The following is a 22,054-nucleotide window of genomic DNA, read 5'->3' as shown; positions in this document are numbered from 1 at the left end:
TCTTACGCCTCCTTGAGCTCGTGTTAGTTGCTCACCTTGATTTTGTCTTGATCTTTCAGCTGGTGCTGTCCGGATATGACGAGCATCTCGCCCTCTTTGACCCCGGAGATGACTTCCTGATTCGTTTCATTTAACCTTCCAAGCTCTACCTTACGCTTCTGAACCGTGTCGCCGTTAACAATATAAACATAGCTGTCTCCGCCTTCGCGAACGATACTAAGACTCGGAATAACCGGAACGATCTGTTCATCGTCTTTCGTAAGTTCAACTTGTGCTTTGGAGCCCGGCTTCAGCTTGCCATCCGGATTCGGTACTTCAAGCTCCAAGTCGTAAGCTTTGGATTGGCCGTTGATGACATCCGATAAAAACGTAACTTTCGCGGTAGCTTTGTCCGTCATCCCAGGTATGTAGAACGTTAATTCGCTTTTGCCGCGAACCAGGCTGGCCGAAGCTTCCGTCAATTGCGATTTGATTTTCACAGGATTCGTCTGCTGGACTTCTCCTACTCGGCCGCCTGGTGCCAGCGTCTGGCCGACAGTCACATTCAAGTCGGTCAAAATGCCGGACGCCGGAGCTTTTACTTCCAAATTGCTTAACGTTCGTTCAATATTGCGGGCGCTGACTTGAGCCGACTCCAGACTCGTTTCCAATTGGGCATAAGAGTTTGTTTCCTGCAATGTTTTCAACGATCTCTGTGCACTCGCCAGGTCCTTCTTCTGATTCGTAAGCGCCGTCTCCGCTTGATCCAATTGCGATTTCGTTGCCGTACCCAGATCATACTCGTTACGCACTTTATTGTAGGCTTTCTCCAGATCGCTAACGGCCGTCTCCATTTTGGCAACGCGGTCTTTGGCATCCTCGATGCCGTTGGTCGTATTTTGTTTCGCCGTGCTGAGACCGTTTTGCGCGCCTCGAATGCTCACGTCATTCAAGTCCTTCTGAATCAGTGCGTCCGTCGGATCCAAGCGGAACAAGACGTCGCCCTTCTCTACTTTCTCCCCGCGCTTCTTGACGATTTCGATGACTTCCCCGCCTGTCTTCGGCACGATGTCCAGGAGGACGGACGATACGACATCCCCCACCTGCTCGATAGGCTCACCGATTTTTTGCTTTGCAATTTTCGCTGTTTTCACAACTTTCACGCCCTGCTCAGCGGCCGGTGTCGGCGACGGGCTGGCTGCCGGAGATGCGGTGCATCCGGTGACGATCGCCGCGCTAAGCGCGACGATCCCGATGAATTTGGCACTTTCCTTCATAGTCAACAACTGACGTTTCATATTCGATTTCTCCTTTTCCCCTGTTCAGCTTATTGAATCGCAGATGGCGTTTCCGTTTGGATGGAAGACGACTTGCCTTTTCGCTTGAACCATCGGCCTTCTCTTTTCTTGAATAAGATTTCGTACATGATAGGCACAATTACGAGCGTCAATAGAGTTGAAGTCGTAAGACCGCCGATAACAACGACCGCCAAACCTTTGGAGATAATGGTGCCTTTGGATAAGCCGAGCCCTAATGGCAATAGCGCGATGATAGTTGCGCCTGCCGTCATAATAATCGGTCGTAGACGGGTAATCCCTGCCTCGATTAACGCATCGCGGATCGAATAGTTTTGTTCCCTTAGCTGCTGCACACGGTCTACGAGTACGATCGCATTCGTTACGACGATACCGATCAGCATGAGGAAGCCGATGAGCGAGGTAACGTTGATGGATTCTCCTGTAAGTAGCAAGCCCAGCAAGCCTCCGATTGCGGCAAGCGGCAGGGAGAATAGAATGGCAAGAGGTGCTCTTGCGTTCCCGAAGGCGATAACCATGACGATGTACACGATAAAGATGGAAGCGAAGATAGCGACGAACATTTGCATGAAGCCTCTATTAATATCGTCGGAAACCCCTTTGACTTCGCGGGAAACGCCGGACGGCAATTCCAGCTTCGCCAACTCAGCTGTAACCTTTTGGCTCACGCCGCCTTTATCCGTGCTATCGATTTTGGCCCGGACGCTGACGATTTGCTCCTCGTCCTCTCGGCTGATGCTGTTCGGTGCTTCGATTTGTTGAATGCGGGCAATCTCGTTTAATTGAACGGTTTGACCTGTCGGCGTTTTGATCAGGAAGGTGCCTAATTTATCTACAGAGTTTTTGTAAATAGGGTTCAGCATCACCTTCGTGGCATAGGTCACATTGTTGAATTTCAAATCTCCCAGCTTTTCTTCGGCAATCCAGGAGTTGACGGCCTGCAAAATTTGCGCGGAGGAAAGTGCGTACAAACGCGCCTTATTTTGATCAACGGTAATCTCGACTTCGGTCTTCGAATCGCTCAAGCTGTCTTTGATATCCGTTAATTCAGGGAATTCTTTGAGCTTTTCTTTCACCATCTGCGAGGCTTGCTTCAGATAGAGCTGATCGTCGCCTTTCAAAGAGTAGGAGAAGTCCGCACCCGTTGAAGTCGGAGGTCCGCCGGTGAACAATTGTACGTTGACCTCGGAGCCGGGAGGCATTAATTTCAGCATATCTTCTTTATACGTCTTAACGGCTTCCGTCGCGTTCGTGTCCTCGGTAAGCTCGAAGAACATCATCGCTCTGTACGCGTAACGGTCACTGCTTTGGTTATATCCGACTAACGATTCAATATATTTGAACGCCGGATTTCCTTTATCATCCTTATGGGTTTTCAATTCTCTTTCGAGCTCTTTGGACTTTTCGTTCATCATTTCCAGCGATGTTTCGCGCGGCATCTTGATTTCGATAGCGCCTTGCTTTACGGATTCGCTGTTCGGCATGAACGCGACCGCCAAGTTCGGAACAGTGATAACGATAGATAGAATAAGGGCTACTGCTGCAATAAATAATGTTTTGATGCGGTTGTTTAGAGACCAAATGATCGCTTTTTTGTACCTCTCGCCCATCGGTCCGACATGATTCTCGTCGTGATGAGTTAACTTTTTGCTGGAAAGCACCATCAGCTTCGCCAACATCGGGATTACAGTTAAAGCAACAATCAAGGAGGAAAGCAGGGCAACGACAAGCGTAATGGCAAAAGGACGGAACACTTCGCCTACGACCCCGCTTACGAAACCGATCGGTCCGAATACACCGACAGTTGTGATCGTGGAGGACGTGATCGCGCTTGAAACTTGCTTTGTCGCCAATTTGATAACCGACTCGTTGCGCTTCTGTGCGACTTGCAGTTGGCTGTATATGTTCTCGATAACGACGATACTATCGTCTACGACCCGGCCGACGGCAATCGCCATACCGCCGAGTGTCATAATGTTCAAGGAGATTCCGAGCGGCCCCATCACCAACAAGGTGACAAGGATGGATAATGGAATGGACACGAGTACGATCAACGTCATACGAATATTACGCAGGAACAGCAGGATCATGACAGATGCCAGAATGGCACCCAAACCGCCTTCTTGCACCATGCCGTGAATCGAATCTTTAATATCGTTCGCGGAATTGTAAATTTTGTGGAATTTGACGCCAGGCATCGACTGCGACCATTCGGCCATTAGCGCATCGGCGCTATCCGCGAATTCAACGGCATTTGCCGCTTTCGTTTTGTACAGCAGGACGCCGATTGCCGGTCTATCGTCCAGCCTTGCAATAAACTTCGACTCGCTGATCGCTTCCACCTTGGCGATTTGCTTGAGAAGCAGCGTATCGCCCGTTTGTGTCGTAATTTTCAAATTGTCCAAATTATAGATGGTGTCCATTTCGCCTTTTACGCGAACCATTTGCGAGTTGCCGTTGAAATCGACCGTACCCGCAGGACTGGAGACAAGCGCAGCTTTAATCGATTGGGAGACATCGGCCGGCGACATGCCATAATTATTAATCGCAGGCGCATCCAGCTTAATCGTAAGGACTGCATCCTGATTACCTACGGAGTCGACATGGTCAACCCCTTTGAGCCCATTAAATCCCGGCAAAATTGTGTTCTTGTAGGCGTTGTCGAGCTCCGCCTGATTCATGCCTTCATCCCCGTATACGGCCAAATAATAGACCGGCTCGGAAGCGAACCCCGCCGTCAGTACCTTAGGCTTCTCAGAGCCCTGCGGGAGCTTGACGTTAGAGATCAAACTCTCTACGTCTTTCTTCACATCTTCAGGCTTCTTATCCTGCTCGAGCTCCAAAACAATTTGCGAATAGTTATCCTGGGAGCTCGAGCTTAGCGTCTTAAGACCGTCTAGACCGGCTACAGCCTTCTCTAGCGGCTTCGTAATTTCCTCCAGCACATCCTTCGGAGGCGCTACGTATGTAGTACTTACAATGACGACCGGAAAAGTAATATCTGGAAAACTTTCTACCTTGAGCGTCGTTGTGGAATACGTCCCACCCACGACTAACAGCAGCATGAGGATGAAAATTGCTGCCACATTTTTCATTGAAAAATCGGTTAACTTGGACATTCTCACTTCTCCCCTATCACCAGCTTTAATACCTTGTAACTTACTGCCCTCAACCATCATAACTGGAATTTCTTAACAAAACATAAACTAACGTTGAAAATTTTATGTATTTTCTCGGCCCTGATTCATTATATATCGGTCTGTGTATAAAAACAGGTGAATCAAGTCATATTTCAGTCATATTTTGGTCATATCGGCATCTGTATGGTTATGACTATCTGTGACTTTACTAACAAAAAAAGCGAAGGCAGATGCCTTCGCTCGGATGTGGAATCAATCGGTTGTTATAAACCAGTCGGCCTTCTGGGAAGCAAGCAGCTTCCTCTGCCCCTGGAACTCATCGTAGATGCTTAACGTGTATTTCTCAAGGAATTTGGATTGAAAAATAAGTCCTGAATCCGAAATGGAAATTTTAAAGTTTTCTCGCTGGCCTAGCCGGATTTTCGTATCTTCGTCGGCTGTTGACTCTCCGTTATAGACGTCGAAGTCTTTGAAATCGAACTTTCTCTCGAACCGTTTGATGCCGCCGCCATCTTCGAATACCAGCAGCAAATTATGGCCCTCCGTATTGATTTCGGTTAGCTTCTCTTTGGTAAGCTCGTAGTTGAACTTGAGCGTGAACACGCCGTCCTCAATTTTGGTGCCGATTTTATCGATCGAGATCGTGTAGGGGAACAGCTCCACGTTTTTCAACGTTGTGAGCACGTTCTTGCTTTCGCTCGGCAGCCAGTAAGCGACTGGATTCACATAAGAATCTGCGACCGCCTTGTCACCTTCGGACAGCTTGCCGTCAGTGACCGCTTCGCCCAGGAGCAGATTCAAATTCTCCGTGGAAAACCCCTTCGGTACGGGAGCCCAGACGTTCAACAGCGCCTTGCCTGTCGGACTGATCTTGTTCTTCACCTCTGCAACCGTAGCCGGAAATACCGTTCCGTCTGCAGAACGGAAATTCGCGACAAGCTTGGCGGCATTCGTAAACCGCTTCTCGAGATTCGTTACCTCGACCATGGCCGAGTACATGACGCTTGTTTTGTCCTCATAAGTGGATACGCTGCGAATCGCATACTTGGCTTTACGTCCGACATCCGTGGAGGAATAGGACTGGCCGAGACCGACGAAAGGAACCGATTGGAGCTCAGCCTGTGAGGAGAACTCCAGTACGTCCGTTGCCATCGTTCCGCTCGTTCCCGTCTCTCCGGTCGTCGGCGTTTCCCCCTCATTTTCCTGAAGGACAAGCTTCACTTCTGAAAATTCGTACGTATAGGGCACTTTGCCCGCGAGCTGCAAATTCACACTCGATCCCGCACCTAATCCGATCACCTTGGCGGTTTGAATTAGCTTGGCATCGATTTTGACCGCATCGTCCAGCAAGAAATAGCCGGACAATTTCGGAATCGGGAGCGACTCGTCACCTTTGTTGCTTAGGACCAAATCAGCGGTCAGCAGATCCTGATCCTCCCAAGGCAACCGGTGCAATCCGCCAAGCTGGGCTGTGTATACCCCTGATTTGTTCGTGAAGGAGTATTCCTTCCCGATCGATCCGCCATCCTGTGACGAAACGGCCGGCAGCTGGAAGTTGGCAACAGCGACATTCAGCTTCAGATCGGCGATCGTCTCGGCGATCGCGAGCTGCCAACCATCCGCGGCAACCGCCACCGGAATAGATCCGGAGAGCTGAATCTCCTTGCTCTCCTTCGGATTGATCTTCAAATCCTTCAGCCCCTTAGCTTCCAAGGGATACAGCAATCCTTCCGGTGTTCGTATCGAGAACAAATAGGCCGGTATGGTAACCGTATGATTGCCGGCATTCTCCAGCGTGACGTACACCGTCGGAACGTGATATTTTTCATTTTTGTTGGATACGAATTTCTTAATGGATGCATGGACATCCACCCCGCCTACGGTAATGGCTGCCGCTCCGTTTACCGGCGTGACGTCGGTAAAGTCGTCCGGGACGGCAACTTCACCAAGCACTCTTTCGAAATTCGTTTGGCTGAAGTCCCATTTGATGAACTGTACCACAAGATCCTGCAGCTTCGTGTCGCCATTCAATGTTGCATAGAAGGTCAGATCTGTCGTAGAACCGGGGGCGACCCGGTTCTTGTCTTTGTCGGCAGGAAGCAGGCGTGCCGAGAATTGATTGCCCGACTTGCTTCTCAGTCTGGCCCAATAATCGATGAACTGCAATTCGCTGCTGCCTTCGTTATGAATCGTTATCGTGAACGTCGCGATTTTCCCTGTTTGATCCGGCATGACATGGATGTGCTTCAGTTCGAAATAACTGCTGCTCGTAATCGGCACTTTGCCGATCGCCTGCGTGACAGCGACCGGATTTCCGTCAGCCCAGACCGGGGTTATGGCTCCGAAAGCCAGCGTGGCGGATAAGGCAACGGTTGCTGCATATTTGTTGCGGAACTTGATGTGCATGATCTAGATTGCCTCCTTATCAATGTGACTAGCCTGGAAGTTACCGTTTAACCGGCAGGTACAGCTTCCATCATCGGTTTCGGCGGCTCGCCAGGATTTTCCTTCATTTGTTTCAGCATCGCGTCGCCCTGCGTCTGCCATTGCTTGAGCGCTTCGCGGGCCGTCGTTTTGCCTTGGAGAACATTGTTGAACTGCTGGCGGCCAATTTCTTGAACCTGATAGATGTTCGGCATATCGCGATACAGCTTGAAATTATTTTCCGGTGGTACAGGCGTAACGTTATAGAAGGCTTCCATATGGAATTCCGCGCCGTCTTTCGGCTTCAAATACTTGGACCGTGCAACCAAATTATAAGAGCTGTGTGATTTCAATTTGGCCCAATCGTCACCGTTGATGAATTTGATAAATTTCCATGCGTCTTCCGGGTTCTGCGCTTTGGCATTAATCCCCATTATCCCGTTCATATAAATGGATCCGCCAACGCCTTTGGCCTCGGGATGGGAAGGAATTGTTACGACATCCCAATCGATCGGCGTGTATCCTTTATAGCTGGCTGCGTTCTTGTTCGCGCTCGTAATTTGCTGGATTTGGCCGTAGTTAATAATTCCCATGGCCAAACGGCTGGACATGAAATCGTCATAGGCAAAAGGATTCTCTTGATCGAACTTGCGGTTCATCCCTTTTTGCGGATCGATAAGCTCCGGGAATACATTATCTTTCTGGAGCTGAGCCATCCTCGTCCAAACCTTCTCCCATTGATCCGTATCAACCGTCATCTTCTCGCCGGCATCGTCATACATTTTCAGTTGGAGCGGTGCCGTATACATCTGCATGCCATAGAACAAATCGCCTTGCGCTTGCGTGGAGAACGAGAATCCGTTAATCCGGCTGTCGCCTTCCCCCTTCGTAATCCGTTTCGACAGATCGAAAACTTCATCCCACGTCATGCCGTCCTTCGGGAAATCCACGCCTGCATCCATGAACAATTTCTTATTATAAATAAGTGCAGATGAGCTGAATGTAGGTGCCAGCGCATACAGCTTGCCGCCGCCCGCATTCTTAAGACCGTCGATAACGGCCGGAACGATGCCCGTCGTATCGAATTTATCTTTCGTAATCATGGGATCCAATTGCGTCAGCATGTTGCTTTCAATAATATCCGGCAGCTGCTCGAAACCGACCATGACGACATCCGGCGGGTTATCGCCCTGCATAACCTCTTTCAGCTTCTCCATCGGATCCGGCATCTTCTCGCCCGCCTTCATAGCGCCGTACCGGTATTTGTCATCCATCGTCGGAATCACTTCGATCTTGACGTTCGGATTCGCGAATTCGAAGATTTCCGTGAATTGCTGCCGGAAGTATTCATCGTCTCCGAACCCCATCGTGGTCGCGATCTTCAACACCCGCTCCTGTTTGTCATCCGTGTTCTCGCTTTTCGTACAAGCCACTGCCAGCGGCACAACCATCGCCAGCGTCAGGGATGATGCCAGCATTTTACGTGTAATTAATTTCATTTGGTTTTACCTCCATCAACATGTGAATTCAATTTCATTCCTTCATGCCCAGGCAGAACTTTCGGCGCTCTGATCATGATGGTCTCGCCGTCAAACTCCATTGTAGCTTTGTCTTCGATTTGCAAGGCGTTCAGGTAGGCTTTGGGTACTTGCAAACGGCCGGCCCGATCCAGAACAACGTATTCCTCATGCGCCTCTTGGGCCATTGCGCCGTCGCTGCCACCATTTCCGGCGGCCATCGGGCTTCTGGCGATGAACTCGGAACTTGTCATGCCGTCCCGGATGGCCACCACGCGGCCGACTTTGCCGGCCATCGATAAATCATGCGTAACGATGACGATCGTTACTCCTAATTCCTTGTTCAAGCGTTGGAAAATCGAGAGAATCATATCCGCTGTTTTGGAATCAACCGAACCCGTCGGTTCGTCCGCCAGGAGCAGCCTTGGCCGGTTCGCAAGCGAGATGGCGATCGCCACGCGCTGCTGCTCTCCGCCTGACAGCTCTTGAAGTTTATTATTCAGACGGTGGCCGAGTCCGACCCATTCCAGCAGCTGCTTGGCATAGGCGGGATCGTATTTCCCGCTAAGCATCATCGGCAGTTCCACGTTCTCCAGCGCCGTCAAGTAAGAGACGAGATTGCGGGCGTTATTCTGCCAGATAAAGCCTACGGTATTCCGCTTGTATTCGACCAATTGCTTATCGGTAATTTTCAGCAAATCCCAATCACCGACACGCACCTGTCCTGCGGAGGGACGATCAAGCCCCCCGAGAATATTGAGCAGCGTGGATTTGCCGCTTCCGCTATTCCCGATAATTGCCATCAGCTCACCGGCATCGACCTGAATGTTGAGACCTTGCAGAGCAACAACTTCGACTTCGTCGGATTTATAAATTTTGACCAAACCCTCGCAAGTAATCATTCTATTTCTCCTCTCCGAGCTTCACAGCTTGATGAACGCGCAGCCTTCTAATATGTAGAAAGAGCAGTAAGGCCCCGGTTGCCATCATGAACGCTACGACGAAATAGAGCTGATACGTGTCTTTGGAGTCAAATACGACCCGGAACGGCGGAACCTGCGTTTTCACATTTTGCGAGGTTTGCAGGAAAGGCAGGAAGAAGTAACTCGTCAGCTTCCCGATGACAATACCTAATACGATCGATAAGCCTGCGGTAAAGATTTGCTCCAGCAGCAGCATTCCCGTCAACTGTTTGCGGGACAGCCCCATGGCGCGCAGCACGCCGAACTGGACGACACGGCTTGATAAATTAAAGAACCAATACAGCATGTAGCCGATCAAAGAAACGAGGACCGATACGATAAAGCCCAAGCTAAGAATCCCGAACACCCCGCCCCTAGCCGGGAGCTTCTTCTGGACGATAAGCTCGTTCCGTACGTCTTTCACGGAAGCCAGCTCGATGCCTTTGGCTTGCAGAGCGGTGATGAGCGGTGCCACCTTGGCGTCCGGCTTCATTTTGAGCCATACGTCATAAGGAACCATCGGGGCTTGATCGTACACGTAATCCAGATTCGTAATGAAGAAAGGGATTTGATCGGGATACTGACTCGGCCAGTACGGCAATATGCCGACGATGACGAATTCCACCGGCTGCTGACTGATTGTAATCGACAGCAGATCTCCGGGCTTAAGCGCATACTTGCTGGCATAATTGGCCGGAATAATAACCGCTTGCTCATAGCTGCCCAGCAAATTCAAATATTGATGCGGTTGCGCCGGGAACAGATCCGGCCGGAACCAGGCCACTTGGGCAAAGTCGACATTGTCGATTCCCATCACCATGCCTTGGCCTGTGGATTTGCCGGAAACGACGACATTGCCTTTGGTTTGTAGCACTCTGGCCGCCGCCTGAACGCCTTCCAGCTCGCGGAAAATTTGGAACGGCGGCTCGACGTAGCGGATCTTCGAAGGCGGCTCTTCGCCGGGATTTCCCCCGCCTTGGCCTCCACCTTGACCGCCTTGACCGCCTTGACCGCCTTGCCCACTTCCGGTTCCGCCATTCCCCCCTGCTCCGGGATTCCCTCCTCCCTGCGTACCGCCGCCTGCATTCGGATCTTTCGGCAAATCATCCGAGAAGCCCTCCCAGACAGTCTGCATGACGACATCGGTTCCGTATTGGTACAGCGTCCTTTCCGTCGAGTTCAGATCAATCGTGCGTGCGGCCGAGGAATTATAGACGCCGAGTCCGAGAGTGAGAACAAGCAGCAGCATTAAGGGATAATACGCCTTGGACGAGCGAGATAGCTGCACGAGCGTCAAGTAAAGCGGCACAGGCAGGAATCTTCGGCCGAGCCACCCGAACAGACGCAGCAGCCAAGGGAAAACGCGCAGAAAAAAGAGTCCGAGCGCGAAAATCGAGAGCGCCGGCACGAAGAACAGCAGCGGATGCACTTGAAGCTGATCCGTTGTCAGACCGGTTTGCACAGACAGAATTTGACGCTGATCGAATAAATAATAGCCGTAGCCGACGATTCCCAGCAGCACAATGTCGAGAAACCACCGCTGCCAAATCGGCGACCGGTCGGAGCGCGCCAGGAGCTGCTTATAGTTAACAATCGACGACTTGGCAAACAGAATCGCCGGGATGACACTTGCCAGTATGGCAATGAGTACGGCTAGCCCGCCGTAGAGCATCGCTTCCGGTGTAAAGCCGACCGGGATCGATTGGCGGTCGACGAAGGTCAGGAAGCCGCTTGACGACCCGATACTTTTCGCCATGAACCAGCCCAAGAGCGGTCCAAGTACGAGCGCGACGATCCCCAGCAACAGACCTTCCAAGAAATAAACCCCAATGATTTGCCTCGTGCTTCCCCCCCTGCTTCGCAGCGTAGCGATGACGCCACGCTGCCGGTCGAGCGATTGTCTGGCATTCATGACGATGTAGTAGAACACCATGGCGATCATCGGCGCAGCCAGCGTAAATAACAAAATCTGCATCTGCAAGCTTTGCGCCTTAAATTCCGCCAAAATGGGCTTGAAGGAAACATCGACCTTCGTATTTTTCAACTTCTGGAACAGATTGATATCCAGCCTCTCCAATTGACGGTCAAGCGGCGACAATTGGCTCGTTTGAATGTTGCGCAAATCGAAGGCATAATACCAGTTGGCGAGCTGGAGCGGAATCTTCTTCTCCATCAACAAGGTTTTCATAAAAACATCATCAGGTACGATAAGGGCATTAATCATCCCTTCGAAGCCTTGAAACCAGTAGGCGTCCGTTTCGTCCTTCGGCTTGAAGGCGCCGACGATCCTGACCTTCAGCAGCTGGCTGCCTCCTGCGCCGGAAACGGAATAGTTGAATACATCCCCGATATGCAAATCGTTGCGGTATAGGGCTTCTTCAAGTACGACTGTATCCACGATGCCGCCTTGCACTTGATTGCCGGCCATTTGGCCGACAGTCCATTCCACATGCTCGTTCAGCCCGCTCCATGTCGTGATGGTCATCTGCCGCCGTTTGCTGGGATCCACCTTGGACGGATCGGCAGGAGACATCTGAGATCCCTTGATCGTATAGCTTTGAGCATAAGTTTGAACGGGAAAGCCGAGTTCCTTGGGAATTTCATCACCTATGTAGACATTGACGTCCTTCAACTCTTCCAACCCTGCGCGTTCGTTCCCCACTGCCTGGTACCTCATGAGCAAGGAGCCTGCCGGCAATCCGCTGCTCTTCTCTTCCAGCGACTTGGCTACGACCCGCTTCAAGGAGCCGTCCGCATACATCGGGATGCTCGTGGTGAAGGCGACCGCCATGATTAAACCAAGCAAAGTGGATAACGTCAGCCAGCGTGTATTCCACATCTTCCGAAATAGAAACCGAAGCATCGGTATTGACATCAGCGACCAACTACTTTCTGCCCGGCGGTAAGCCCCTTCACAATCTCCACATCCGTGGACGTCTGTTGGCCGATCTCCACATCGACTTCCTTCTTAACGCCTTGATTGTCGATGACTTGCACGTAATTTCTGCCGGAGTACGAACGCAGCGCCGCAAGCGGAATGGTCGTCGCATTCTCTTTGCGCTGTGTAATGATCGTCACGCTAAGCGGAGTCCCTCGATTCAGCCCCTTGGGAAACTCATCCAGCTGAACGACCAAATATTGATCGATCGAATCCTGTCTCCCGCCTTGTCCATCCCCCGGGAAACCGCCGTTATTGTTGCCGTCCGCTTGCGGGATAGGCAGCTGCTTGACCTTCCCTTTGTGCTGTCCGGCAGAATTAATATCGACGAGCGCCTCCATCCCGATGGCGACCTTCTTCGCATCGTCGGCGGAAATGCTTGCCGCTACCGTCAATTCGTTCAGGTCGGCTAATGTTGCGACGGATTCGTCCGTCTTCACCGTATCGCCCTTCTTCGCCGTCACGCTGACGATCGTTCCGCTGAACGGGGCGAGAAGCTTCGATTTGCTGACTTGCGTCTCAAGCTTCGTCAGCTCTTCCCGCTTCAGTTCAAAATCAATCTTCGCCTGCTCCACCTGTTCCGGCGTCATTTCGTCAGCTTTGCGCAGCGTCTCAATCATCGTCAGTTCATCCTTGCGCGTCTCCAGCTTCTTACGCTTCAAATCGCTCTCCAGGTCCGAGACGTCCAGTTCCGCAATAGGCTGCCCCTTCTCAACGGCATCTCCGTTCTTGACCAGAATGGCGCTAATCCGCTTGGAACTCATATCTTCCGAGAAAAACAGCTTCTCTTCCTGCAGCGCCATCAAACGCCCGCTTCCTCTCACTTTCGTTTCCAGCGTTTCCGTTTTGACCGTATATTCGGGCTTCTTGGACAGCTTCGGCGGATTAATCGTCGGAAGCGCCTCCTCCTCCTGCTCCTTGGGCAGCAGTGAACAGCCGGTAGCGAACAATAAAGTTGTACATACTATAAGTGCAGCTGCTGGTTTCAACCAGCTAGGAGACGAATTTACCGTCCACCATTTCATAAACATGATCGGCAACCTCCAAAATTGTAGGGTCATGGGTAGTCATACAGATCGTAACCTGCTCAGTTGCGATCATACTTCGGAACACGGACATGATCTGCGCTCCCATCTGGGAGTCCAGCTCAGCCGTCGGCTCATCGGCCAGAATGAGAGCCGGCTTGTGGGCAATCGCCTTCGCGATCGCTACGCGCTGCTGCTCGCCTCCCGACAGCTCGAAAGGACGGTGATGCATGCGCTTGCTTAAACCCACGAGATCAAGGCAGTACGCGACCCGCTCTTTCCATTGGGATCTTGGAACTCCGGCCATTCGAAGCGCAAGCTCCACATTCTCCCAGGCGGACAATAGCGGCATTAACGCATAAGATTGAAAAATAAACCCGATTTCCTTGCGCCGAACAAGCGTTCTCTCATCATCGCCGTTCAGATGGAACGCATGGTTCAGGAACTGGATCTCTCCTTCGTTCGGTTGATCAAGTCCTCCGATCATATTCAACAGCGTCGTTTTCCCTGAGCCTGAACGCCCTTTGAGCATAACGAGCTGAAGCGGTCTTAGCTCCATGTTGATGCCTTTCAGCACCTCCAGCCGCTCACCGCCAACCTGGAAGGATCGATGTACGCCCTTAACGGTCAGCAGTGGCGAATCCGAGGGAAAGCGCGAAGGAAACTGCTCGGCAGCAGGCGGCTCCTCTTCGATCGTTACGCCTTCGGCAGGGCTTTGTTTGCGAAACCATTTCGCCATATGGCAAGTCTTCCTTTCATTTCCATAATGGAATGTTGTATTAATAAGACGGAGCATCTGCAAAAAAAGTTACAAGAAGCTGAAAATTTGCTGAAAGTTTTTTAGCCAGACATCTCTGCATGAATCTATTAAAATATACTATTAAATGTAAAATAGTGTCATCCAACTTATTACCTAATTTTTCCCAAAAAGAAAAGACCATCCCGGAAGCCGTTTCCGACTTTCCAAGACAGTCCTGTTCTCTTACCCTTACGATTCCATAGCCTCGTTACGAAGCACCATATGAAGGTGATCCTCCCAAACGCCGTTTATTTTCAAATATTTATAGGCCAGCCCTTCCTCGTAGAAGCCCAGCTTCTTCACAACCATAAGCGAGGCGACGTTGCGAGGCATGATGTTGGCTTCGATTCTGTGCAAATTTATGACGTCGAACGCATAGGAGATGACAGCCCTTACCCCTTCCGTCATCAGACCGCGATTCGCGAGCCGCTCGTCCATCCGATAGCCCAGATGGCAGGATTGGAACGCCCCGCGGACAATATTGCTCAGGGCAATGGAGCCGATCAGCGCCCCCTCATATTGCATCCACACCTTGAATAAATGTCCATCCACGATGAGCTTGGATTCTTTGTCCAAAAGATCCGCTTGAAACTCTTCTGTATAATAATCGTCATTCCGCTCCGGTTCCCATGCTTGCAGAAAAGCCCGATTGCGGAGCACATAGTCCAGTACGAGCCCAGCCGAGGACCGGTCGAACTTCAGCAGCGACATACGGTCCGTCTTCATTAACGCCTGCATGATAGCTTCCCTCGCTTCCTTCAATGTTCACATATAGCGTTACATCATCATACCCGCAACTACTCACTCCACGCAAATTGTTAATTTCATTGCAGGAATTTACCGGACTTTGGGGAAATTATGAATGGCAGTTTTTTTAGGATGGCTGCAAAAAAGGAGATTACAGATATGATCGATACCGTCAAAAGCTATTTGGAAAAGCAAAGGAATCAACATATAGAGGAACTCATGCAGTTTCTGCGGATTCCGAGCATTAGCGCTGTCACGCAGCACGTGCCCGATATGGAGCGCTGTGCGGAGTGGGTCGCAGCATCAATGAAAGCGGCAGGTCTGGAAAATATTGAGATCATGCCGACCGGAGGCCACCCTGTCGTCTACGGAGATTGGCTGCATGCGGAAGGAAAGCCGACCGTACTCATCTACGGGCATTATGACGTTCAGCCTCCGGAGCCTCTGGAGCTTTGGGAAACGCCGCCCTTCGAACCGACGATTCGCGACGGCAAGCTGTTCGGTAGAGGAAGCACCGACGACAAAGGGCAAGTGCTGCTTTACGTCAAAGCCGTAGAAGCATTTCTGCGTACACACGGCAGTTTGCCGGTGAATGTCAAGTTCTGCATTGAGGGCGAAGAAGAAATCGCGAGCAAGCACCTCCCCGCTTTCGTCGAGAAATATCAAGACAAGCTGAAAGCGGATGCGGTCACACTGTCCGATACCCAGATGCATGGGCCTGGCAAACCGGCGTTGATGTACGGACTGCGCGGGCTTGCCGCCTTTGAAATTACGATTGACGGCGCGAACAGCGATCTGCATTCGGGTTTGTTCGGAGGCGCTGTTCAGAATCCGATTCATGCCCTATCGAAGCTGCTGAGCTCTTTCCACGACGCCGAAGGCCGCGTTGCGGTCGAAGGCTTTTACGACCGTGTCATTGAGCTTTCCGACAAAGAGCGCGAATCGTTCAAACAGGTTGAGCCGGATGAGCAGAAAGTGCGGGCCGATCTCGACGTGCCGGTCTTATACGGGGAGAAAGGCTTCTCGTTCTATGAGCAGACGACGTCCAGACCGACATTGGAAATTACATCCGTCAGCGGCGGATTTCAAGGGGAAGGCATCAAACCGATCATTCCGAACCGGGCCTCCGCCAAAATCGCCTGCCGCCTCGTCGCAGCGCAGCAGCCCGATGAGATTATGGATGCGATCGAAGCGCATATCCATGCGCAATCGCTGCCGGGCGTCAAAATAACACTGGACCGCCAGCTCCGCGGCAATCCGTTCATTACTCCGATCGACGAGCCGGTGATGGTCGCGGCCGCAAGCGCTTATGAAGACACATATGGAGCTTGGCCCGTCTATACCCGAAGCGGTGGTTCAATCCCGATCGTTGAGGTGTTGGGCCGGGTGCTCGATGCCCCCGTCGTTCTGCTGGGCTTCGGTCTGCCAGGGGAAAACCTCCACGCGCCGAACGAGCATTTCCATCTGGACAACTGGGATAAAGGAACCGAAACGATCTGCCGCTTCTGGCTGAAGCTCGCGGAATCGAATGAACAAGCATAAGGGGATGGATTGAACGCTATGAACACAGATCGGCTCACGCTCCGCGACGCGCGCTTGGAAGACCTCGCGGAAATTGTACGCATTTATAATTCGACGATCGCCGGACGCATGGTTACCGCTGATACGGAGCCGGTGACGGCGGGAAGCCGGGAAAACTGGTTTCACGAGCATTCCGCGGATTTCAGACCGCTATGGGTGCTTGAGAATGAGAACGGAATATGCGGGTGGCTCAGCTTTCAATCGTTCTATGGCCGTCCGGCTTATAATGCCACGGCGGAAGTCAGCATTTATATCGACGAGTCCGTCCGCGGACAGGGCATCGGCCGCTATTTGATGGAGCGAGCTATTGAAGCTTGCCCTAGACTTGGGCTCAAAACGCTGTTAGGATTTATATTCGGACACAATGAACCGAGCCTGGCGTTATTCCGTAAGTTCGGCTTCGAGAGTTGGGCCCATCTGCCGGGTATCGCCGAGCTGGACGGGATCGAACGCGATCTGATCATCCTCGGCAAACGGGTCGGTTAAACTTGTTCACAACAAAAAGCGCTTTCCGCAAGTTGGAGGTCGACGTTTGTCGGCGTCCATGCGGGAAGCGCTTTTTGCTTATGATTCGCTTATCAGAGCCTCAGCCTCAATCTCGATCATCAACCTCGGGTCAATCAAAGCTTTCACCTCGACCATCGTAGCCGCAGGCTGAACCTCCCGGAAAAATTCGCCGTGTGCCCGGCCGAACTCCTCCCATAAGGCAATATCCGTGACATACATGCGCGTGCGGATAACATCCGACATGCCGGCGCCAAGCTCCCGAAGCGCCTGTTCAATCGTCTGCAGAACGAACCGCGCTTGTTCATACGGATTCCCAACCCCGACAACCTCGCCGTCTTTCATAGCTGTCGTACCGGCAACCTCAATGCGGTTCCCTACTCGAATCGCCCTGCAGTAACCGACGAGCGGTTCCCAAGGCGAGCCCGTATATACTCTTGTGCGTGTCATACTTCCTACTTCCCCCTTCTAGACAAAGTCGGCTAACTTCTCGCGTAAGCTTTGCGACACCGGCAGGAGAGGCAGCCGAAGCGCCGCGGATTCGATGACGCCTTGTTGTTCGAGCAGCCATTTCAGCGGAGCCGGATTGGGCTCTTGGAAAAGCAGCCGAACGAGCGGTCGCAATTGTTCAAATAGTTGGCGGCTCTCCTCATACTCACCGGATACAAAATGACGGTACAAGGAGACAAACCGCTCCGTCTCAACGTTGGCGGATGCGCTCATCGCGCCTTTGGCTCCGGATTGCAGCGCAGGATACAGCAGCGAGTCTTCCCCGCAAAGTACAGGTTTGGATCCCAGTCGGGTAAGCTCGGTTACCAAATGTGTGTTAGGCGTGCTGTCTTTCATCCCAATGACGCCGTCAAGCTCCAAGATCGCTCGAACCGTATCCAGCTCCAAGGTTATTCCAGTCCGATGCGGGACCTCATACAGAATAACCGGCACCCCCACACTAGCAACCTGGCGAAAATGCTCGATGACCCCCTGCTGGCTCGGCTTGTTGTAATACGGCACAACCACCAAAGCAGCATCTGCTCCCAGCTTGCCGGCCGCTTCGGTCTTCCGCACCGTCCCGCGCGTCTCATTCGTCCCCGTACCTACGACGAGCGGCACCTGCACATGTGCAGCTTCTCTGGCTGCCTGGGCAGAAGCGAACAGGATTCCTAATTCTTCATTGGATATTGTCGGCGATTCCCCAGTCGTGCCATTCACCACAATTCCATTAACTTCATCTTGAAACAATTGATAGGCATGATTATAAAAGGAAGCGGCATCCACCTCTTCATCCTCATCAAATGGTGTAATAATCGGAACATATATCCCTTGCAAATCTTGCTCTTTTAGCATATGCGCCCACTCCCCGTTAAAAATATGATGTAAACATACTTTAGCATGGAACATCACATCACAGTTAGCTATAATAAATGATAAGTCTCATCAAAAATTTTGATAATGAACGGAGGGGCTCCGGTGGATCTAACCTATTTCCGAACGTTTCGAGAGGTCGCCCGAAGAAAGAGCTTCACCAAAGCCGGCGAAGAACTGGGCTATGCACAATCCAGCGTAACGATGCAGATCCAGAAGCTGGAGCGAGAGTATGGCGTTCCGCTCTTCGAGCGGTATGGGCGCCAGCTGCGGCTGACGGCACCGGGTGAAACGCTGCTGAGGCTTGCTTCCCAAATGCTTGATTTGTACGATCAATCTCATGAAATGCTGACAAGCCAAGCGGCCGGAACATTGACAATCGGGACGATCAATTCGCTCGCAGCATACTTCCTGCCCCCTTTTCTGCAAGCTTTGAAACAAAAGTATCCCCACCTCAACATCCAGCTCTACCCAGATACGGAGTCGTCTCTCATCTCGAAAGTCAAAGAAGGCGATTACGATATCGGGCTGCTCCTTGACCGCTATCCCGCCGATCCCCTGCTGACCTGTACGAAAATCCGCGAGGAACCGCTGGTCCTCGTTGCACCCACGCAGCATCCTTTCACCCAACTGGACCAAGTCCGCTTAAGTGACCTTCAGCAAACGGAATTTATCGTTACGGAAGAAAGCTGTATTTACCGGGGGATGTTCGAGAAGCTGCTCAAAGAGCACGGCGTGCCGCTGCACATCGGTTTCGAGCTCGGCAACCTGGAAACGATCAAGCATTGCGTGATGAACGGTCTAGGTCTCGCGCTGCTGCCGAGAATTGCCGTGCAAACCGAGCTGGAGCTGGGCAAGCTGGCTTCGCTCTCTTTTACGCATGAGCAATTGTCACTAGACATTCAGCTGCTGCTCCATCCCAAGAAATGGATGTCCCAGCCGTTACAGGCATTTATCGGCTTACTGACGGCAGGGCGTGTCTGAGATTCAGCGGCTCAAGGACAGCGTGAATAGAGCGCCGCGCTGAGGTGAGCCTAGCAGCGGGAGGCAAGAAAAGCGTTAGGCTTCCGCTGAAAAATAGTTCCCCTTTATACGTGTGTTCCCCTTTCCGAAGCTAACATTAGCGGGATGAATTGGCAGTATCACGGAGAGGGTTGGTGCTGGTTGGTGGTGGTTGGTGGTATATGATGCTACTTGGCGCTAATTGATACTAAATGGTGATAATTGTGCTAACCAGATGCTACTAATTGGAGCTACTTGTGCTACTTGATGCTAGACGGAACGCTATTGAAACTAGTCGGTATTAGCCGGAGCTGCTTACAATCACACTCGGAACACGATATGCATCCTCCATCTCGCCATTTCCTCATTCGAATGGCTACAACACCGTTGGCAACCGACCTGAGTGATGCAGTGCCGGCTAGGCGATACTTTCTCCTATAAGTGGAAGTGTAACTGGAATTTCTCCTGTTAATTATCATCAAAAACGCTGGCCTGATGGACAAGCATAGATTTTAAAGGGAGTAAATCCCTTTATTCCAGCATTCCGCTTTCAAAAGATGAAATTAACGGGATAATTTCCAGTTAAGCTCGTCTGAGATGGCGGGTCATCGGCGGGTAGTTATTGACTCGTGGTTGCTTCGTTGTTATTTCGTTATTATTTCGTTGTTTGCCGGCGTAGGGTTTTCGTCATATCGTAGACGAGTAGCCATCGGCCCGCCGGAGGATCGCCAGCGGTCCGTAGGCCGTTTGTTGCATCGTCATGGTTAACCGTGCAGCGGCGAGGCGGCATGTTTAACCACCCCGGAGGGTATTTGCCGGAGCTAGCCGGCAGCCGGCATAAGCACCGCTATGAACCAACCGGTGCACAGCTTGCTTGCGCAGCTGCGCCAAGACGCTGCTGCACAAATAAAAGAAGCCCTCCTTCTCGTAAAGGTAGGGCTTCTTTCTTTTCAACCATCTATATGCGGATGTCGATGTTGCCACCCAAATGCGGCGCCGCTGAAGCGGTAACCAGCTGCTGGGACTTGGTAAAATCCTGTACCATCGTACTGACTGCTGCAGTCTGCATATCGTTCATTTTGCTAAGCAGTTGGATGCCAACAGCTTGCTTCAAGGCATCTCCGCCGCTAATCGCGTTGAAGACGCTGCTGCTGATATTCATTCGCGTGCTCCTCCCCTCATCGTTCGGTAGCTGGCTGGCATACGGCCGAAGCCGGTTAGCCCCTGTAGCTTTGCGTCTGCCGCTTTCGCGCCATTTGCCGGTTCGCAGATGTTAGGTTTGCACCTGGCACAATACCAGTATAGGCTCATACCGCACGATTCGTCAATCTTCGACTACACCAACGAATCGACTGCTCAGTCCTATACGCCGTACTCGGCCGGATTCGCTCTCCAGGAACGAAGCAAGGCCATATCCGCTTCCTGAATAGCCCCCTTCTCCAGCGCCACTTCCAGCAATGTGGAGTAGTTCGAGAGGGTGTGCAGCGGCATGTCCGCCGCTTGAAACGCATCCGTTGCTTTATCCAGCTGATAAGAGAAAATCGCAAGTACGCCAAGCGCAGCGGCGCCGGCTTCTTTGACAGCAAGGGCTGCTTTCAAAGAGCTGCCGCCTGTCGAGATCAGATCTTCGATCACGATAACCTTCTGACCCGGCTTCACAGAGCCTTCGATCAGATTTTCTTTACCGTGGCCTTTCGCTTTGTCGCGAATGTAGATCATCGGCAGACCCAGCTTCTGAGCCACCCAAGCCGCATGAGGAATGCCTGCCGTTGCCGTGCCGGCAACGACTTCAGCATCCGGGAATTTCTCTTGAATCAGGCTGACGAAACCGTCGGCAATCGCCTCGCGGATCGCAGGGTGCGACATCGTCAGACGGTTATCGCAGTAGATCGGAGATTTCAAGCCCGATGTCCAAGTAAAAGGCTGCTGCGGTCTTAACGCAACCGCACCGATATCTAAAAGTGAAGCTGCCACATGCTTCGCAATCGTTTCAAGCTGTTGACTCATGAGACTTCCACCGTTCCTTCCTTTGATAGGTGCTACAAGACGCTACAAGACGGAATCGATAATCGATTCCAACGCCGCTCTAGGATCTGCCGCGCCTGTGATCGGTCTCCCGATCACGACGTAGTCCGTGCCCTGCGCGAACGCCTCGGGAGGCGTCATGATGCGCGACTGGTCGCCTACATCCGCTCCCGCAGGACGGATGCCCGGCGTCACGGTGACGAATGCGCCGCCGCACGCCGCCTTGATCGCCGTCACCTCAAGCGGTGACGCGACGACGCCTTGCAGCCCCGCGGCTTGCGCCAGGCGGGCATAGCGAAGGACGGCCTGCTCGACCGTTCCGGTCAGGCCGATCTCTTCGTTCAGCACCTGCTGCGACGTGCTGGTCAGCTGTGTCACGCCGATAACGATCGGGCGTTCGGCGCCCGAGGCAAGCCCCTTGTCCACACCTTCCAAGGCGGCAGCCATCATGTCCTGGCCACCGGCGGCATGGACATTGAACAGATCCACACCGAGGCGCGTGACGCTCTCCGCCCCGCCCTTGACCGTGTTCGGGATGTCATGCATCTTCACGTCCAGGAACACCTTATAGCCGCGCTCTTTCAGGGAGGAGACGAAGCCGGGACCTGCAGCATAGAACAGCTGCATGCCCACCTTCACGTAGCAAGGAATGCCCTCGAGCTGCTTGAGCAGCCCTTCGGCGCTTGCCGCATTCGCATAGTCCAGCGCGACCATGATACGGCCGGCGACATCC

The 22,054-nt window shown here is 52.2% G+C and carries 17 protein-coding genes and 1 riboswitch; of the genes, 3 read left to right on the top strand and 14 right to left on the bottom strand.

Going from position 1 to position 22,054, the window contains the following annotated elements:
* Positions 1-23: 23 nt before the first annotated feature.
* From J2X61_RS09680 to J2X61_RS09640, 9 genes are all read right to left on the bottom strand, one after another.
* Positions 24-1,277: an efflux RND transporter periplasmic adaptor subunit gene (locus J2X61_RS09680; RefSeq protein WP_310187553.1), complete on the bottom strand. Its 1,254-nt coding sequence runs from the start codon at positions 1,275-1,277 to the stop codon at positions 24-26.
* 29 nt (positions 1,278-1,306) lie between these two features.
* Positions 1,307-4,414, bottom strand: coding sequence for an efflux RND transporter permease subunit (locus J2X61_RS09675; protein WP_310187551.1), 3,108 nt, complete (start codon positions 4,412-4,414; stop codon positions 1,307-1,309).
* 273 nt (positions 4,415-4,687) lie between these two features.
* Entirely contained in the window at positions 4,688-6,841 is a 2,154-nt protein-coding gene (locus J2X61_RS09670) for a hypothetical protein (protein ID WP_310187550.1), read from the bottom strand.
* A 47-nt stretch (positions 6,842-6,888) separates the two neighbouring features.
* A complete protein-coding gene (locus J2X61_RS09665) occupies positions 6,889-8,358 on the bottom strand; it encodes an ABC transporter substrate-binding protein (protein WP_274471055.1) in 1,470 nt (489 codons plus the stop codon).
* The gene (locus J2X61_RS09660) at positions 8,355-9,278 is read right to left on the bottom strand and encodes an ABC transporter ATP-binding protein (RefSeq protein ID WP_310187549.1); all 924 of its coding nucleotides are present in this window, start codon (positions 9,276-9,278) and stop codon (positions 8,355-8,357) included. Before J2X61_RS09660 ends, J2X61_RS09665 begins: the two co-directional genes overlap by 4 nt.
* A 1-nt stretch (position 9,279) precedes the next feature.
* Positions 9,280-12,213 (bottom strand): ABC transporter permease, encoded by a 2,934-nt coding sequence (locus J2X61_RS09655; protein WP_310187548.1) that lies wholly within the window; start codon positions 12,211-12,213, stop codon positions 9,280-9,282.
* A complete protein-coding gene (locus J2X61_RS09650; protein ID WP_274471052.1) occupies positions 12,213-13,307 on the bottom strand; it encodes a permuted SH3 domain-containing protein in 1,095 nt (364 codons plus the stop codon). Before J2X61_RS09650 ends, J2X61_RS09655 begins: the two co-directional genes overlap by 1 nt.
* The gene (locus J2X61_RS09645) at positions 13,270-14,040 is read right to left on the bottom strand and encodes an ABC transporter ATP-binding protein (protein WP_274471051.1); all 771 of its coding nucleotides are present in this window, start codon (positions 14,038-14,040) and stop codon (positions 13,270-13,272) included. Before J2X61_RS09645 ends, J2X61_RS09650 begins: the two co-directional genes overlap by 38 nt.
* A 249-nt stretch (positions 14,041-14,289) precedes the next feature.
* Entirely contained in the window at positions 14,290-14,862 is a 573-nt protein-coding gene (locus tag J2X61_RS09640) for a GNAT family N-acetyltransferase (RefSeq protein ID WP_310187547.1), read from the bottom strand.
* Between the two features lie 117 nt (positions 14,863-14,979).
* On the opposite strand from J2X61_RS09640, the gene J2X61_RS09635 reads away from it, so the two are divergent.
* On the top strand, positions 14,980-16,389 hold the full coding sequence (locus J2X61_RS09635; RefSeq protein WP_310187546.1) for a dipeptidase: 1,410 nt from the start codon (positions 14,980-14,982) through the stop codon (positions 16,387-16,389).
* Positions 16,390-16,407: 18 nt separating this feature from the next.
* Positions 16,408-16,914, top strand: a complete 507-nt coding sequence (locus J2X61_RS09630) for a GNAT family N-acetyltransferase (RefSeq protein ID WP_274471047.1) — start codon at positions 16,408-16,410, stop codon at positions 16,912-16,914.
* 78 nt (positions 16,915-16,992) lie between these two features.
* Here J2X61_RS09630 and J2X61_RS09625 read toward each other — a convergent pair whose 3' ends face one another.
* Entirely contained in the window at positions 16,993-17,382 is a 390-nt protein-coding gene (locus tag J2X61_RS09625; RefSeq protein WP_274471046.1) for a RidA family protein, read from the bottom strand.
* Between the two features lie 18 nt (positions 17,383-17,400).
* Positions 17,401-18,276, bottom strand: coding sequence for a 4-hydroxy-tetrahydrodipicolinate synthase (gene dapA / locus J2X61_RS09620; protein WP_310187545.1), 876 nt, complete (start codon positions 18,274-18,276; stop codon positions 17,401-17,403).
* Positions 18,277-18,399: 123 nt separating this feature from the next.
* Here dapA and J2X61_RS09615 point away from each other — a divergent pair, with 123 nt between their 5' ends.
* Positions 18,400-19,278 carry a LysR family transcriptional regulator gene (locus J2X61_RS09615; RefSeq protein ID WP_310187544.1) on the top strand — a complete coding sequence of 293 codons (879 nt, stop codon included), beginning with the start codon at positions 18,400-18,402 and terminating at the stop codon, positions 19,276-19,278.
* 976 nt (positions 19,279-20,254) lie between these two features.
* On the opposite strand, the gene J2X61_RS09610 is transcribed toward J2X61_RS09615, so the two are convergent.
* The 3 genes from J2X61_RS09610 to pyrF all read right to left on the bottom strand — a co-directional run bounded on the left by J2X61_RS09610 (position 20,255) and on the right by pyrF (position 22,035).
* Positions 20,255-20,458 (bottom strand): putative motility protein, encoded by a 204-nt coding sequence (locus tag J2X61_RS09610; RefSeq protein WP_274471042.1) that lies wholly within the window; start codon positions 20,456-20,458, stop codon positions 20,255-20,257.
* Between the two features lie 22 nt (positions 20,459-20,480).
* Positions 20,481-20,567: riboswitch (cyclic di-GMP riboswitch) on the bottom strand.
* A gap of 91 nt (positions 20,568-20,658) precedes the next feature.
* Complete coding sequence (gene pyrE / locus J2X61_RS09605; protein ID WP_274471041.1) at positions 20,659-21,303, bottom strand: orotate phosphoribosyltransferase; 645 nt, start codon at positions 21,301-21,303, stop codon at positions 20,659-20,661.
* 42 nt (positions 21,304-21,345) lie between these two features.
* Positions 21,346-22,035 carry an orotidine-5'-phosphate decarboxylase gene (gene pyrF / locus J2X61_RS09600; RefSeq protein WP_310187740.1) on the bottom strand — a complete coding sequence of 230 codons (690 nt, stop codon included), beginning with the start codon at positions 22,033-22,035 and terminating at the stop codon, positions 21,346-21,348.
* Between the last annotated feature and the right edge of the window lie 19 nt (positions 22,036-22,054).

The sequence above is a fragment of the Bacillus sp. 3255 genome, from assembly GCF_031456485.1.
Classification (GTDB): domain Bacteria; phylum Bacillota; class Bacilli; order Paenibacillales; family NBRC-103111; genus Paenibacillus_E.
Note: the sequence above shows the minus strand (reverse complement) of the source record. Positions and strands in the feature narration are given on the sequence as shown.